The sequence below is a fragment of the Propionivibrio dicarboxylicus genome (genome assembly GCF_900099695.1).
In the GTDB taxonomy this organism is placed as follows: domain Bacteria; phylum Pseudomonadota; class Gammaproteobacteria; order Burkholderiales; family Rhodocyclaceae; genus Propionivibrio; species Propionivibrio dicarboxylicus.
In genome coordinates, this window is sequence record NZ_FNCY01000017.1 from 46,635 (window position 1) to 61,762 (window position 15,128).

At 64.1% G+C, this 15,128-nt stretch carries 16 protein-coding genes; 10 read left to right on the top strand and 6 right to left on the bottom strand.

Annotated features, from left to right (window positions below; all coding sequences use genetic code 11):
* Window positions 1–81: 81 nt before the first annotated feature.
* The gene (locus BLR25_RS16575) at window positions 82–1,041 is read right to left on the bottom strand and encodes a C4-dicarboxylate TRAP transporter substrate-binding protein (protein ID WP_176785952.1); all 960 of its coding nucleotides are present in this window, start codon (window positions 1,039–1,041) and stop codon (window positions 82–84) included.
* On the opposite strand from BLR25_RS16575, the gene BLR25_RS21375 reads away from it, so the two are divergent.
* The 7 genes from BLR25_RS21375 (at window position 1,040) to BLR25_RS16600 (ending at window position 6,692) form a co-directional block, all read left to right on the top strand.
* Complete coding sequence (locus BLR25_RS21375; RefSeq protein WP_176785953.1) at window positions 1,040–1,183, top strand: hypothetical protein; 144 nt, start codon at window positions 1,040–1,042, stop codon at window positions 1,181–1,183. The genes BLR25_RS16575 and BLR25_RS21375 overlap by 2 nt on opposite strands.
* 176 nt (window positions 1,184–1,359) lie before the next feature.
* Complete coding sequence (locus tag BLR25_RS16580) at window positions 1,360–3,183, top strand: sigma 54-interacting transcriptional regulator (protein WP_176785954.1); 1,824 nt, start codon at window positions 1,360–1,362, stop codon at window positions 3,181–3,183.
* A gap of 127 nt (window positions 3,184–3,310) precedes the next feature.
* On the top strand, window positions 3,311–4,018 hold the full coding sequence (gene pgl, locus BLR25_RS16585) for a 6-phosphogluconolactonase (RefSeq protein WP_091939142.1): 708 nt from the start codon (window positions 3,311–3,313) through the stop codon (window positions 4,016–4,018).
* 10 nt (window positions 4,019–4,028) lie between these two features.
* Window positions 4,029–5,438, top strand: coding sequence for a glucose-6-phosphate dehydrogenase (gene zwf / locus BLR25_RS16590; RefSeq protein ID WP_091939144.1), 1,410 nt, complete (start codon window positions 4,029–4,031; stop codon window positions 5,436–5,438).
* 196 nt (window positions 5,439–5,634) lie between these two features.
* Window positions 5,635–5,784 carry a hypothetical protein gene (locus BLR25_RS21380; RefSeq protein WP_176785955.1) on the top strand — a complete coding sequence of 50 codons (150 nt, stop codon included), beginning with the start codon at window positions 5,635–5,637 and terminating at the stop codon, window positions 5,782–5,784.
* 20 nt (window positions 5,785–5,804) lie between these two features.
* Window positions 5,805–6,398, top strand: coding sequence for an acyl carrier protein phosphodiesterase (locus BLR25_RS16595; protein ID WP_091939146.1), 594 nt, complete (start codon window positions 5,805–5,807; stop codon window positions 6,396–6,398).
* An 18-nt stretch (window positions 6,399–6,416) separates the two neighbouring features.
* A complete protein-coding gene (locus tag BLR25_RS16600) occupies window positions 6,417–6,692 on the top strand; it encodes a hypothetical protein (RefSeq protein ID WP_091939148.1) in 276 nt (91 codons plus the stop codon).
* Between the two features lie 26 nt (window positions 6,693–6,718).
* Here BLR25_RS16600 and BLR25_RS16605 read toward each other — a convergent pair whose 3' ends face one another.
* On the bottom strand, window positions 6,719–7,861 hold the full coding sequence (locus tag BLR25_RS16605) for a methyltransferase family protein (protein WP_176785956.1): 1,143 nt from the start codon (window positions 7,859–7,861) through the stop codon (window positions 6,719–6,721).
* 121 nt (window positions 7,862–7,982) lie between these two features.
* On the opposite strand from BLR25_RS16605, the gene BLR25_RS16610 reads away from it, so the two are divergent.
* Both BLR25_RS16610 and modD read left to right on the top strand, forming a co-directional pair.
* Entirely contained in the window at window positions 7,983–9,038 is a 1,056-nt protein-coding gene (locus tag BLR25_RS16610; RefSeq protein WP_091939150.1) for a DMT family transporter, read from the top strand.
* A 179-nt stretch (window positions 9,039–9,217) separates the two neighbouring features.
* Window positions 9,218–10,063 (top strand): ModD protein, encoded by an 846-nt coding sequence (gene modD, locus BLR25_RS16615; protein WP_091939152.1) that lies wholly within the window; start codon window positions 9,218–9,220, stop codon window positions 10,061–10,063.
* A 21-nt stretch (window positions 10,064–10,084) separates the two neighbouring features.
* On the opposite strand, the gene BLR25_RS16620 is transcribed toward modD, so the two are convergent.
* Window positions 10,085–10,522 carry an acyl-CoA thioesterase gene (locus BLR25_RS16620; RefSeq protein ID WP_091939154.1) on the bottom strand — a complete coding sequence of 146 codons (438 nt, stop codon included), beginning with the start codon at window positions 10,520–10,522 and terminating at the stop codon, window positions 10,085–10,087.
* Between the two features lie 81 nt (window positions 10,523–10,603).
* Entirely contained in the window at window positions 10,604–11,512 is a 909-nt protein-coding gene (gene nhaR, locus BLR25_RS16625) for a transcriptional activator NhaR (RefSeq protein WP_091939156.1), read from the bottom strand.
* Between the two features lie 197 nt (window positions 11,513–11,709).
* Here nhaR and BLR25_RS16630 point away from each other — a divergent pair, with 197 nt between their 5' ends.
* On the top strand, window positions 11,710–12,981 hold the full coding sequence (locus BLR25_RS16630; protein ID WP_091939158.1) for a YjbE family putative metal transport protein: 1,272 nt from the start codon (window positions 11,710–11,712) through the stop codon (window positions 12,979–12,981).
* A gap of 133 nt (window positions 12,982–13,114) precedes the next feature.
* On the opposite strand, the gene BLR25_RS16635 is transcribed toward BLR25_RS16630, so the two are convergent.
* A complete protein-coding gene (locus tag BLR25_RS16635) occupies window positions 13,115–14,023 on the bottom strand; it encodes a DMT family transporter (protein WP_091939160.1) in 909 nt (302 codons plus the stop codon).
* Window positions 14,024–14,279: 256 nt separating this feature from the next.
* Window positions 14,280–15,128, bottom strand: coding sequence for a 4Fe-4S dicluster domain-containing protein (locus tag BLR25_RS16640; RefSeq protein ID WP_091939162.1), 849 nt, complete (start codon window positions 15,126–15,128; stop codon window positions 14,280–14,282).

A 15,128-nucleotide genomic window follows, 5' to 3' on the forward strand; every position in this document is an offset into this window, starting at 1 on the left:
CGTCATGATCGAGGACCCTGAGGGCAGAGAGGAACCGGAATGCGGTCGGGAGCCGCGGAGGCTTCCCGACCGATGCGTGGATTACTTGTGGCCGATGATCGAATAGACCTTGTTCATGACTTCAGGCGGGAACTCCTTGTTGAAGCGTGCCGGGAAGTCCTTCATCGCAGTCTTGAACGCAGCGCGGTCGACCTCGACGATCTTGACGCCCGCCGCTTCCATCTTCTTGACGGCGTCCTTGTCGGCGATTTCGTTCTCCTTGTCGAGGAACTTGCCGGCCTCTTCGCCGGTTTCCTTGAGCATCTGGACGATTTCCGGCGGCAGCTTCTTGATGAAGCCGGTACCGGCGATCCATGACGACAGGTTAACCTGGTGCTTGGTCATCAGCAGGAACTTGGCGCCTTCGAACATCTTGCCGCCGTAGAGCACCGGGATCGGATTCTCGGCGCCGTTGATGACGCCCTGCATCAGCGCCGGATAGGCTTCGGCCAGCGGCATCGGCGTTGCCGTCGCGCCCATCGCATTCATCATTTCGTTCGACAAACGGATGTTCGGCACACGGATCTTCAGGCCCTTGAGATCTTCGGGCTTGGTCGCTGCCTTGGTCGCCAGCATGTTGCGCACGCCGTAGATCCACTTGCTATGCACGATGTACAGGCCCTTGGCTTCGAGCTGCTTGGAGAGATCCTTGAAGAGATCGCTGTCGACGAGCTTGAAGAGCTGTTCCTTGTTGTCATAGATGTACGGCAGATAGGTGACGCCGAACGCCGGCACGTAATCCATCAGGAAGCCGCCATCCGAAATCGTGATGACGTTCGAGCCGATCGTCAGCTGTTCGGTCACGTCCTTCTGCGAGCCAAGCTGCGAGCTCGGGAAATACTGGAACTCGACCTGCCCCTTGCTGCGTTCCTTCATCAGGCGGCCCCACTCGCGCACCGCCTTGTCGTTGGGTTCGCCAACGTTATTGCCGTAAGCGATCTTGATCTTGATCACGTCGGCAGCCATCGCCGAGCCGGCCGCCACACACAAGGCCACGCTCATGGCGCAGGCCATCAATTTCTTGGAAAACCCTGAAATCATTGTGCATCCCCTTTTCTTTGAGTTAAACGGAATCCTCTCTCAACCTTCCGGCACAGCGCTTCCGCACGCGATCGCGCATCGTCGTCGCCGCCGCAAGGCGTGACCACTAATAGCAAACGTCATGCCACGGGTAAGTCCTTGTTTATTATCATCGCATTCATCGGCGTCGTTTCATTTTTGAAACATATGCAATTGCACTTTTGAAAATGCTTGTTATAGTGGCAGCTTCAGCCCATCCCTGCCTTGCCGATCATGACGCCCATTCTGCTACTGAGTCCGATGCAAAGCATCTCCGATCTCGCCCCCGAGGTCGCCGACGCGCTCGGCATCGACATCGACATCGAAACCACGGATGACGCCAGCGTCAGGAAAATCATCGGGCGCAATCCGCACATCGAGGTCGTCGTCACCCGCGGCGGACTCGCCGAGCAGGCCAAGCAGATTCCGGGCATCAGCGTCGTCGAAATCTCGATGTCGCTCAACGACCTGCTCGCCCAACTGAGCCAGCTCACTTCGGCCGGATTCAAGCGCATCGGCATTGTCAGCCGCGCCAATTTCTTCAGCGGCGCCTCCGGCGATTTCCCGATCCTCGACGTGCACGTAAGCATCCGGCCGCAGGCGGACGAAGCCGGCACCGAACGCATGGTCCGCCAGATGGTCGATGAGGGTTTCGAAGCCATCATCGGCTGCCGCGTCGCCTACGAAACCGCGCGCGCCCTCGGCGTCCGCGCGATCTTCCTCGAAAACGGCCGGACCTCGATCCGCAGCGCCTTCGAAGAAGCCCAACGCATCCTCGAAGCGAAGAAACGCGAGAAGCTGCAGGCCGCCCAACTCACCGCGATCATCGACAACATCGATGAAGCCGTCATCGCCGTCACGCCGAAGCGCGACGTCAGCTTCTTCAATCGCCATGCGCGCCGGCTATTCGCGCCGAAGCCGGGCATGGCGCCTGATTTTGCCCGCATCCTGCCGGTGCTCGATACCGGCGAGAAGGAGCAGGTCACCGCCATCAACGGCAACAGCGTCATCGCCCGCAGCATCCCGCTCGAATTCGACCACAGCATCCAGGGCACCGTCCTGACGCTGCACGAAGTCGCGCGCATCCAGGCGTCGGAATCGAAGATCCGCTCGTCGTTCCACCAGAAAGGTCTCGTCGCCCGCTATCACTTCAAGGACCTGGTCGGCGAGTCGGACGTCATGCAGCAGCTGATCGAGCGCGCCAAGACCTATGCCGGCCACGACTCGAACCTCCTCGTGTACGGCGAGACCGGCACCGGCAAGGAAGTCTTCGCCCAGAGCATCCACAACCACAGCAAGCGCAAACACGGCCCCTTCGTCTCGGTCAATATCGCCTCGATCGCGCCCAGCCTGCTCGAAAGCGAACTCTTCGGCTACGTCGACGGCGCCTTCACCGGCGCGCGCAAGGGCGGCAAGCCCGGGCTGTTCGAACTCGCCCACCGCGGCACCCTTTTCCTCGACGAGATCGGCGAACTGGCGCCGGAGATGCAAAGCCGCCTGCTGCGCGTGCTGCAGGAACGCGAGATCATGCGCATCGGCGATGACAAAATCATCCCGATCGACGTGCGCATCATCGCCGCGACCAACCGCGACCTCTTCCAGCAAACACTGGCCGGCTCGTTCCGTCAGGACCTCTACTACCGCATCCACGTCGTCGGCCTGCGCATCCCGCCGCTGCGCGCCCGCGTCGATGACATCCCGCAAATCTTCGAGCACTATCTGCAGCGCTTTTCCGCACAGACCCACCAGACCCCGCACCTGACCGCCAGCGCGCGCCAACTGCTCAAGTCGCGCCCATGGCCGGGCAACATCCGCCAGTTGCGCAACCTGGCCGAGGTCATCTCCTACCACGAAACCGAGCGCGTCGACGCCGAGCATCTCGCCGCGGCCCTCGGCGAACAGGAGCACACCGTCTCGGACACCGGTTTCATCGCCATCCCCGACCGCGGCACGCTCAAGGAGATGGAATCGGAGATCCTGCGCCACCTGCTCGCCAAGAACCCGGCCGACGCCGTCTGCCAACGCCTCGGCATCAGCCGCGTCACCCTGTGGCGCAAGATGCAGACCCTGGCGGTCTCTGCCTGAGCCCGCCGGCACGGCCGCCGCAGCGAAAAAAAATCAAGGCGCGCCGTGCAACAAAACCGGCATCTCCGTGTCCACCCGCACGGATAGACGCCCCGTCTGCCATAAAAACAACACGATTTCGATGCCCATGACCGCAAGCTCCCATCCGCCCCGCTGGCTCGGTTTTGCCGATGCCGCGGCGCTCCAGACCGCCGCCGTCGCGGCCATCGCCGACGCGGCGGAAGCCGCCCTGCGCCTGCGCGGGCGCTTCGACATCGTCCTCGCCGGCGGGACGACGCCGAAAGCCATTTACGCCGCCTGTCGCGGCCTCGCCACCGACTGGTCGCGCTGGCACTGCTATTTCGGCGACGAACGCTGCCTGCCCATCGACGACCCGGAACGCAATTCGGTCATGGCGCGCGCCGCCTGGCTCGACCACGTACCGATCCCCGCCGCCCAGATTTACGCCATCCCCGCCGAACTCGGCGCCACCAGCGGGGCCGTCGCCTATGCGCGAACCCTGAGCGGCGTCGGCAGCTTCGACTTCGTTCTCCTCGGCCTCGGCGAAGACGGTCACACCGCCAGCCTGTTCCCCGGCCATGCCTGGGGCGAGACCGCCGACGCGGCCGATGCGCTGCCGGTCTTCAACGCCCCGAAGCCGCCGCCCGAACGCGTCTCGATGAGCGCCGCCCGCCTCAGCCGCGCCCGCCGCGTCGTTTTCGCGGTCACCGGCGAAAGCAAGCGCACGGCCGTCAACGCCTGGCGCGCCGGCGAAGCGCTTCCCGCCAGCGCCATTTCCGCCGACAATGCAATCGAAATATTCTGCGAGCAAGGGCTTCTCGCGCCTTCCCCTTAAGGACATCACCATGGACATGATTGACCAGCACCCCGAACACTCTGACGCGCTTGTCATTTTCGGCGTCACCGGCGACCTGGCGCGCAAGAAGATTTTCCCGGCGCTCTATGCCATGGCCAAGCGCGGCGTGCTGACATTGCCGGTCATCGGCGTCGCCTCGTCGAAATGGAGCATCGCCCAGTTGCACGAACGCGCCACCGACAGCATCAACGAAAGCGGCGGCATCGACGACCCCGATGCCATGAGCGTGCTGCTCTCGCGCCTCACCTACGTCAGCGGCAACTACAAGAATCCGGAGACCTTCGCGGCGCTGCGCGAGGTGCTGGGCACCGCCGTCCGCCCGGCCTACTACCTGGCGATTCCGCCGGCGCTGTTCGAAACGATGATCCAGGGCCTGCGCGACTCGGGTCTCGCCGAAAACGCCCGCTTGATCGTCGAAAAGCCCTTCGGCCGCGACCTCGCCTCGGCCCGCGAACTCAACCGCATCGCCCGCAGCGCCTTCCCGGAAGACGCGATATTCCGCATCGATCACTACCTGGGCAAGGAAGCGATCATGAATATCCTGTACTTCCGCTTCGCCAACACCTTCCTCGAGCCGATCTGGAACCGCAATTACATCTCGAGCGTCCAGATCACGCTGTCGGAAAAATTCGGCGTCGAAGGCCGCGGCGCCTTCTATGAAACCGCCGGCTGCCTGCGCGACGTCGTCCAGAACCACCTGTTCCAGATCGTCGCCCTGCTCGCCATGGAACCGCCGGCCTACCGCGGCTACGGGGCCGTCCACGAGAAGACCGCCGAAGTCTTCCATGCCATGCGGCCGCTCAGCCCCACCGACATGGTGCGCGGCCAGTACGAGTCGTACCGCGCCGAAGCCGGCGTCCCGCAGGATTCCGACGTCGAGACCTACTGCGCCTTGCGCCTCTATATCGACTCCTGGCGCTGGCAGGGCGTGACCTGGTACCTGCGTTCGGGCAAATGCCTCTCGGAAACCGGGGCCGAAGTCGTCGTCCAGCTCAAGGCACCGCCGCAGCGGCTGTTCGCCGACTCACACCCCGACGGTCGCGCCAACTACCTGCGCATCCGCCTGTCGCCGCGCTCGGCGATTGCGCTGGCCGCCCGGGTCAAGCGTCCCGGCAAGGAATTCATCGGCGACCAGCGCGAACTGGTGCTCGTCGACGAGCAACAGGGCGCCGAGACACCGTACGAGCGCCTGCTCGGCGATGCCATGGCCGGCAACGGCGCCCTGTTCATCCGGCAGGACGCCGTCGAGGCGGCCTGGGCGGTCGTCGAACCGATTCTTGAGAACCATCCGCCCGTCGTCCCGTACTTCAGCCGCAGCTGGGGTCCGGAGTCGGCCAATCGGCTGATCGAAGCCGACGGCGGCTGGATCAATCCGATGCCCGAGTCCCGCCGCGAATAGGTGTCGATCCGGCACGCCGGAGCGCTGCTACAAACCGTCACGGAAACACCCAAGAACGGTCATAGACGCCCACCGCCGCATCACCCAAAATCTGGCCTCGGTCCGAGGCCGTTTACAATTGCGGCGAAACCCTCCCGCGCCAGAAACGGCCCGAATCGTCCGTCCGCGGAATCGCGCACATGAAAAGGAGACGAGAATGTATTCGGTTATTTGCAAAAAAACGGGCGAAATCCTGGCAAAGAATCTCACGCTTGACGGCGTCGACACGTGGATCTCGCGCAACGAGTCGCGCTACATGAGCGTGCGCACGGTCGGCATGACCGTCTTCGTCGCCAGCATCTCCTGACGACGCCCGACCGGGCCCCGATGAATTTCCTCGCCCACGCGCTGCTGGCGGGCGACCATGAGGCCGACCGCATCGGCGGCCTGATCGGCGACTTCATCAAGGGCCCGCTTCCGGGCACCCTGCCCACCGACCTCGCCGCCGGCGTCGCCCTTCACCGGGCCATCGACAGCTACGCCGAGCAACACCCCGCCTTCATCGCCAGCCGCCGCCGCATCAGCCCCGCACGCCGCCGCGTCGCCGGCGTCCTCGTCGATCTGTTTTACGACCACCTGCTGGCCCGCGACTGGGATCGCCACCACGACCTGCCGCTCGACGCCTACGCCGCACAGCGTTATGACGCCCTCGACACGCGCCTGAACGACCTGCCGGACGCCGCCCGCGACATCGCGCAACGCATGCGCGCCGGCAACTGGCTGTTCTCCTACCGCAACGTCACCGCCGTCGGCACGGCGATCGACCGCATGTCGATCTACCGCATGCGGCGCGCCAATCCGCTCGCCGGCGGCATCGACGAATTCTTCGCCGACCGCGAGGGTTTCGCCGCCGACTTCAACGCTTTTCTCCCCGATGCCCGCGACTTTGCCCGCGACCACTGCGCGCGCCGCAAGGCCTGAAGAATCCTGACACTGAACATGACCGCCACGCCGCTGCAACTCGCCATCGCCGACGGCCTGCTGACGACCCCGGACGGCGCCTCGCCCTTCGCCGAACCGATTTTCATCTTCAAGGGCACGACCTACGCGGCGCCAGACCTCGTCGCCAACCAACCGCCCGAGAGCGCCGAGACCCGCGTGAACGCGGCCTACGACAACGCAGTCGAAAACGGCCGGCGCTTCACCCGCGCCGAATACAATCTCGTCGCCCGCTTTTGCGGTCTGCCGTCCGCTAACCTGTGCTCCGGCGAATAGACGCCGGGACGAAATCCCGGTGCGATTCAGCGCTGCGCCGGAATGCAGCGCCCCCCGGTCATGCCGGGTTGCGCCAGCATCGACTGGCAGAGGGCGAGTTCGCTTGCCGGCGAATCTGCCTGCACGACAATCGCACTCTGGGGCAGAAGCAAGGAAGCGTGCACACCCGGCGCCCCACGCAAGGCGAGGGCAACCGAAGAATCCGGTGCCGTCTCGCAACGCGACGTAGTCGACAGGCACTCAGGACATTGCCGACGAACCGCCGCGCTATCGGCGGCAAGCACCGCCAGGCAGCGTTCCGACGATCCGAGCGGTGGTTTGAGCACGGTCAGACGAACGCCGGGCTGATCGATCTCGACGATCGGGAACGACAGACTTGCCGCGGCCCAGGTCACCAGCCCCCAGGCGAGCGCCGTGACCGTGGCAGCCCCTGCCAGCGTCAGGAACAGGACGCGCCCCCCGTGCCGCACATATGCCGACAGGCTGCGCCAGCCCGGCACCAGGCACGGCACGCTATTGGCATAAGCGGCGTACTCGTCGAAATGCCGGCGCAAAACCGACTCCTCGTAGCGCAAACGCAGGAACTGGAAGAACAGGATCGCCGCGAGCAAGACCACGCCGGCCACGCTACGAAAGCCCAGGTAGATCCCGAACAGCGAGATAGCCTCGGCGACGTAGAGCGGATGCCGGACCACGGCATACGGACCGCTGGTCACCAGCCTCCGCGCCTCGGGCATCACGCTCAAGGCCCGACCAAGGTGGCTGACCGAAACGATCGACAGCAGGTTTCCAAGCAGGATGAGGAACAGCGCAGCCTGATCGTACGCCGGATTCGACACGGCGCGCGGCAGCAGCGCCCAGCCGAATACCAGACAGACGCCGCACAGCGCGACAAGACGCGGCCAAGGCCCCTCGGATTTTCCGACCGGCCGCATGCGGACCAGATGAAAAACGAAGAGCAGAGCGAAAAAACTCAACAGGGCGACACGCGTGGCGACATTGCACAACACATCGAAAAATGCCGCCCCCCAGGCCGGATGCTCGTTCAGGTACTGCCGCAGATTTCCCACCTCCATCACGATGAAATACGCATTGAAGGCCAAAATCGGCAATCGCATCAGGCGATCATAGACGACCGATCCTGCAAAAACAGACAAGCATTTTTCCATGAATATCCTCAGGGCCGCGCCACAACGACGGCATGTCAAGTCGATATTGTATTTGACCTGGGCGCTCCGCTTGCGCATAAATGCCTCTTGAGTCCCAACCATCCCGACAGTCGCCCATTCCATGCCCCGTGACGTTCTGTACGCCCTGACCGCCGCCGCTCTGTTCGGCGCCAGCACGCCACTGGCGAAACTGCTCGTCGGCGCCATGCCGCCCATGCTGTTGGCCGGACTGCTCTATCTCGGCAGCGGCGTGGGCTTGGCGCTGATCCATGTTGGCCGCCGCGTTTTCAGCGACGCCGGCACGGGCCCGTCGCCGCTGTTGCCACGCGAATGGCCCTGGCTGCTCGGTGCCGTGCTCTTCGGCGGCATCCTCGGACCGGTCGCGCTGATGGCCGGACTGGTGCGGACGAGCGGCGCCACGGCGTCGCTGCTGCTCAATCTAGAAGCCGTGCTGACGGCCGCCATCGCCTGGCTGGCGTTCAAGGAAAACACCGACCGCCGGATCGTCCTCGGCATGGCGGCGATCGTCGCCGGCGGCATGATTCTTTCATTGACGCCGGCAGACGCCTCGCCCGGCGCCTGGTCGGGACCGGCACTGATCGCCCTCGCCTGCCTGTGCTGGGCGATCGACAACAACCTGACGCGGCATATCTCCGCGGCCGACCCGCTTTTCATCGCCGGCACCAAGGGGTTGATCGCTGGCACAGCCAACTGCGCGGCCGCGTTATCCCTCGGCGCCACGCTACCGTCAACGCCGGCAACAGCGATGACAATGGTAATCGGACTGGGCGGCTACGGCATCAGCCTCGTTCTCTTCGTGCTCGCACTGCGCGGCCTCGGCACCGCCCGCACCGGTGCCTATTTCTCGACGGCGCCCTTCATCGGTGCAGCGCTTTCGCTGCTCCTGCTCGGCGAGCGGTCTTCTGCCGAGTTCTGGCTGGCCAGCGCGCTGATCGGCATCGGCGTCTATCTCCACCTGATCGAGCGACACGCGCACGAACACACGCACGAAGCGCTGGAACACCGCCACCGGCATCGGCACGACGAACACCACCAGCACGAACACGCCGACGGCGATGACGGGCAGGAAGCGCACGACCACCTGCACGTACACGCCACGATCACCCACACGCACCCGCACACGCCCGACATTCATCATCGGCACCGCCACGACTGACATGAACGACAAATCGCCGCGAACCTTGCCGCCGGCAAGCGGTCATTCCGATAGACGACACACAGCGCCACCGGTGGCGTGAATATTGCTGGAAAATCGCCACCCCTCCGTGAAACAATTGCCATCTGCATGACATCGCACCCTGACCACCCGACCGCCCCTTCCTGGAGACTTTCAAAATGAGCCCATTCACCCTGCCCGATTCCGTTCTCGAGCAACTGATGCAGGATGATTCGCCGTTCGGCGACGCCACCTCCTGGGGCCTCGGCATCGGCGAAGAACCCGGCCGCATCATCTTCCGCGCGAAGCATGCCCAGACCGTGTGCTGTACCGAGGAAGCCGCCCGCATGGCCGTCATGCGCGGGCTTTCCGTCGACGGCTCGATCGAAGCGAGCGGCACGACGGTCGAACCGGGCCGCGTCCTCCTGTGCCTGACCGGCCGGGCCGTCGATCTGCAATCGGTCTGGAAACCGGCGCAAACCCTGATGGAATATTCGGCGGGCATCGCCAGCGCCACCCTCGACCTCATCGCCGCGGCACGGCGCGGCAACCCCGACATCGTCATTGCCTGCAGCCGCAAGCACATGCCGGGGGCCAAGGCGATCTGCCTCAAGGCCATCCTCGTCGGCGGCGCGGTGCCGCACCGCCTCGGCCTCTCCGAATCGCTTGTCATACTGGCGCAGCACCGCACCTTCCTGCGCGGCGAAACGCTCGACAAGACGATCGACCGTCTCCACCGCGACTGGCCCGAGCGCCGGGTGGTGATCGAAGTCAAGGGGGAAGCCGACGCCATCGCCTGCATCAACGCCGGCGCCGACGTCATTCAACTGGATCGCTGCTCGCCGCAAGTCATCGAAAAAGTGGCGCGGTACGCCGACGGACGCCCGGTCAAGATCGCGGCCATCGGCGGCATCGGCATTTCCAACGCCGAAACCTACGCCCGCGCCGGTGCGCACATCCTCATTACCAGCTCACAGTACAGCGCCAAACCCAAGGACGTTTCCGTCATCCTCGAACCAAACTGAAACATCGGCGCTGCCCGACGCTCAGGACGACGCCGGGCAGAGCGCTGCCAGCCGCTGGCGCAGCGGCGCCGGTATGTCGGTCTTGACGCGCCGGACCGGGTCGAAGCACACCAACTCCGCCTCGGCCTCGGCGGCCACCGCGCCGTCCGCCTTGCGCACGACCTGATACGAAGTCGAGAAGCGATCGACACCGATCGCGTCGATCTTCACCCCGGTCACTACAACATCGCCAAAGCCCAGCGGCGCCTTGAACCGGCAAGCGGTCGAGGCGACGACGATGGTCACGCCACCGGCCACCGATTCGTCATACTTGCCGATACGGCGATAAAGCTCGACACGCACATTCTCGACGTAGCGGAAATACCAGATGTTGTTGACGTGCCCGTTGGCATCGATCTCGCCCCAGACGACCGGCTGTTCGACCGTCACCGGAAAATCGGAAAGCATCGCGCGGACCATGGCCGCTCCTCTCGTGCAGGAATCATCGACACATTGTAGCCGCCGGCGGAGCGCCCCGAGGCGAGGCGAGAAACGCCGGCCTCAGCCCAGTCCGGCGAAAAGCTCGCGGCGGGCCGCCGAGATGATTGCCTTGACGGCGGGATGCGTCAGCCGGCGCTCGACCGAAATGGCGAAGAATTGCTCGACGACATCGCCGGTCCGGCCGATCTCGACGACGCCATACTGCTGGCATACCTCCGTGGCAATCACGAGCGGCGCGGCAAAGATGCCGACGCCAACCTTGCCGAACGCCTTGAGCAGGGCGCCGTCGTCGAACTCGCCGACCGATCGGGGCCGGACTGCCTGCTTCTCGAACCAGCGCAGCAGATGCGCCCGCACGGCCGCGTCCTTGCCCGGAAGCAGCATCGGCGCGCCGTCCATGCAGGACGGGAATTCCCCCTTCAACTTGCCAGCCAGCTTCTTCGACGCAAAAAATGACATTGGCGATTCGCCGAGCAAGTGGCTGAACCCACGGATACCGAGATTCTGAGGAATCGGGCTGTCTGCGATGACAATATCCTGGTTAAGGATGGCCAACTCGGCCAGCAAAGTCGACAGTTTCCCTTCCTGACACTGGATGAAGGGCGGATTCTTCATGCGAACGGCCGGTTCAAGCAGGCGATAGGCGATCGACTTCGGCACGGCATCGGAAACACCGACGCGAAACGACGGGGGGCGCCCGGCAGTCGGCTGGTCGATGATCTCCTGCAACTCCTCGCCGATCGAGAATATACGATCCGCATAGTCAAAGACGACGCGCCCGGACTCCGATAAATCCAGGCGATGGCCGACACGATCGAAGAGTTTGTAGCCGAGGACATCCTCGAAATAGGTGATCTGGCCGCTGACGGTCTGCGGCGTCAGATGCAGCCGCTCGCCTGCGCGCGAGATTCCTCCGGACTTGGCAACCATCCAGAAGTAGTACAAATGCTTGTAATTGAGCGCACTCATGGATTCACCGTCTTTCGGTTTATTCGAAAAACATTTTAATTATATTCGAATTTACAAGAAGATCGATCGCCCCTAATGTGGCTGCAACGACCGGAGAGATGACAGCAACAGCGGGAAGCGGCAGGCGGCAACACGCCACGACATCCCGGTACGGCTGAAATGCATCGAATCCGTCAGCCATTGAGGAGGTGTGCCAAATGGAATTTCTCAGCTTCGAATTCTTCGCCGCCCTGGCGGCCATCGTCGCCATCGATCTGGTGCTTGCCGGCGACAACGCAATCGTCATTGCCCTCGCCGCACGCAACGTCCGCAAGGACTTGCAGAAGCGCGCGATGATCTGGGGCGCCGGCGCCGCCGTGGTAATGCGGGCGGCGATGACCATCGCCGTGGTGTGGTTGCTCAGCATCCCCGGACTCCTGTTCGGCGGCGGCGTGCTGCTTGCGTGGATCGCCTTCAAGCTGCTGCTGCCCGAAAACGGACACGGCAGCAGCGAAAAGAACATCGCCGCCCCGGCGTCGTTCTGGGCCGCGATCCGGACGATCGTCGTCGCCGACGTCGTCATGGGCGTCGACAACGTCCTCGGCGTCGCCGGCGCCGCGCACGGCGACTTCATCCTGGTGGTCGCCGGCCTGCTGATCAGCGTTCCTATCCTGGTCTGGGGCAGTTCCTTCCTGCTCAAGTACATCGAGCGCTACCCGGTCATCATGTATCTCGGCGCCAGCGTGCTGGCGCTGACCGCGGCGAAGATGATCGCCTCCGAACCCTTCCTCAAGCGGCAACTCGCCGACGCACCGATCGCCACCTTCCTGCTCTACGCGACGGTCATCGGTGGCGTGCTGTGGGCAGGATTCGTGCATAACCACCGCAGGATCGAGTCGAAGATCAGCGCGAGGGTCTCCGACTTTAGCGCCCGCAGTCGCCGGGCATCTGACTCGCACGCTTGTCAAGGAGATCTCATCATGAGAAAGATACTGGTTCCGATCGCTGGTGCTGAAAACGCGACCCTGGTCGTCCCTCACCTGATTCGCGAATTCCGCGCAAATCCGGCCCTCCGGATTCATCTGCTCAACGTGCAGCCGCGCTTCTCCGCCTATGTCACGCGCTTCATCGGCAAGACCGACCTGAAGGAATACACGCAGTCGCAGGGCCGGGCAGCCCTTGCAGCGGCGCAGAAGGCGCTCGACGCCGCCGACGTTCCTCACACCTCGCACATCGAGGTCGGCGACAAGGCCGCGGTGATCGCCCGGATGGCGGAAGACCTGCATTGCGATCACATCGTCATGAGCACCGCGCGCAAGAACACGCTGACCCGAATGGTCGAAGACTCGGTCACCAACCGGGTGCTCGAACTGACGACGGTGCCGGTCGAAATGATTGCCGGTGCGCCGCCGTCGAACATCGAGCGCTACGGCATTCCGGCCGCGCTGGCGAGCATCCTCGGCCTCGTGTTCCTCGCCGCTGCGGAGTGAGTCGCCATGCGCCGCACGAAGCGAAGTGTCCGGCATAAAGCAGCGACGCGTTTCGGGGCGGCCGCTTCGCCCCGGCCCTGGCGATGCCCGGCGCCCCCCTCGCCGGCGTCGCCGGGGGGTGCGGGGCCGGACGCTACTTGCGGCTGACCATGAAGACGCCGAACAGCACCATCGCCGTACCGGCGGCCTGCGCCAGCGACATCGGCTCGCCGAGGATCCACCAGCCGAAGAAAATGGTCAGCACCGGACCGAGCGTACCGATCAGCACCGAGCGCGCGATGCCGATCCGCCGGATCGATGCGGACTGCATGAACATCGGCAGCACCGTCGAGAAGACGACGATGGCAATCACATAGCCGTAGATGCTGGCGGGAAGGTCGTAGGCGCTGAGCGGCTGGCTGACCAGCGAATGGAACGCCGCGGCCAGGGTCGAGACGATCATCACGAGCGCCGTGAAACGGGTCGAACCGAGGCGCGAAATCATCGGGCCGCTGCCCGACAGGTAGAGCGAATAGGTCACCGACGAGCCGAAGACGAGTAGGCTGCCGACAATCACCTTCTGCATGTCGCCGGAAAACTCGAGATCGTGAACGAAGGCGAGGCCGATGCCGACATAGGACAACAACAAGGCGGCGATCTCACGCCGCTCGAGCCGTTTGCCCATGAAGAAGACGCCGATCAGGATCGTCAGGGTCGGATAGGTGAACAGGATCAGACGCTCCAAGCCGGCGGAAACGTACTGCAGTCCGAGAAAATCGAACAGGCTGGCGCCGTAGTAGCCGAGCAGACCGAGGACGACCAGCATGCCCCAATCGCGGCGCGTCAGCGGCGGCGCGGCGCGGCTCGACGTGATGCCGAGCCAGACGAAGGCCGGCAATGAAAGCAGCATGCGCAATGACAGGAGCGTCACCGGACCGACCGGCGCCGCGCCCGGGGCGGTATAGGCCAGCTTGATCAGGATCGCCTTGAACGAGAAGCCGAAGGCCGCCAGGATGGCAAGGCCGACGCCGATGCGGTCGGAAGACCAGTTTTTCCAGAACATATCGCCACACAATCACGCCCGGGAGCGCACCTACCCGCGCCCCGATCGTCATACATCCGCCGAAACCGGCAACCCCGGCATACTACACCCGCTGCACCGGCGAACGTCATGGGCATGTCGCCGGAGATCGGACGCGACTGCCGGACCCGGGGTTCCGGACACGGCGCAAAGCAGCCCCGCCCGGCAAGCGGCGTTGAAAGAGACGAGGCTGGGCGGCAGGCGGAAAATCCATCCCGCCGCCCGCAGACGCTGCCGCCTACTTCGCCTTGAGCACCAGTTCGCCGAGGTTCTGGCTGGCGAAGGCACGCACTGCCAACTCGAGCGGCGCATAGCCAACATGCTCGACGTTGACGACGTAGCCCTCGTTGGTCTCGAGATCGCGGAAGGTGAAGTCGCCGAAGCAATCGGTCAGCGTCTCCTCGATCTTCTTGCCGGTGGCATCCTTCAGCACGACCTTGACACCCGAAGCGCATTCGCTGCCGCGGTTCGAGAACAGCACTTCGCCGGCGATGAACACTTTCGGCAGACCCGAGTAACACACCGACGGGCCGGTCCCGAATTCGGGCTTCAGGGCTTCGAGCTTGCCGGCCTTCTCGGCCAGCATGCGCGACACCGGGCTCGTCACATCATCGAGATCGCCGAAGACCAGCGCACCGGTCGGGCACACCTCGGCGCAGCGCGTGGTCTTCTCGCCGGCATCGAGCATATGCGCGCACATCGTGCACTTTTGCGGCAGGTCGGCATCCTGGTTCCAGTAGACGACGCCGTACGGGCAGGCATCGACCATGGCCTTGCAACCCTTGGCCTTGACCGGATCGATGATGACGATGCCGTCGGCGCGACGATAGACCGCCCCTTCCGGCGCCACCTTGGCGCAGGCCAGCGAGTTGCAGTGCTGGCACAGTACCGGCACGTAATCGACCTTGACCTTGGTGCCGGACCCTTGTTCGACTTCCTTCACGCGGATCCAGCTGTGCCCGCCGTGCGGCTGAGCCGCCGCCGTGGGCAGATGGTCGTTGCCGACAAACTCGTCCTTGCAGGCGAGAAAGCAGGAGTGGCACCCCGTGCACTTTTCAATATCAATTCCAATTCCAAATCGAGCCAT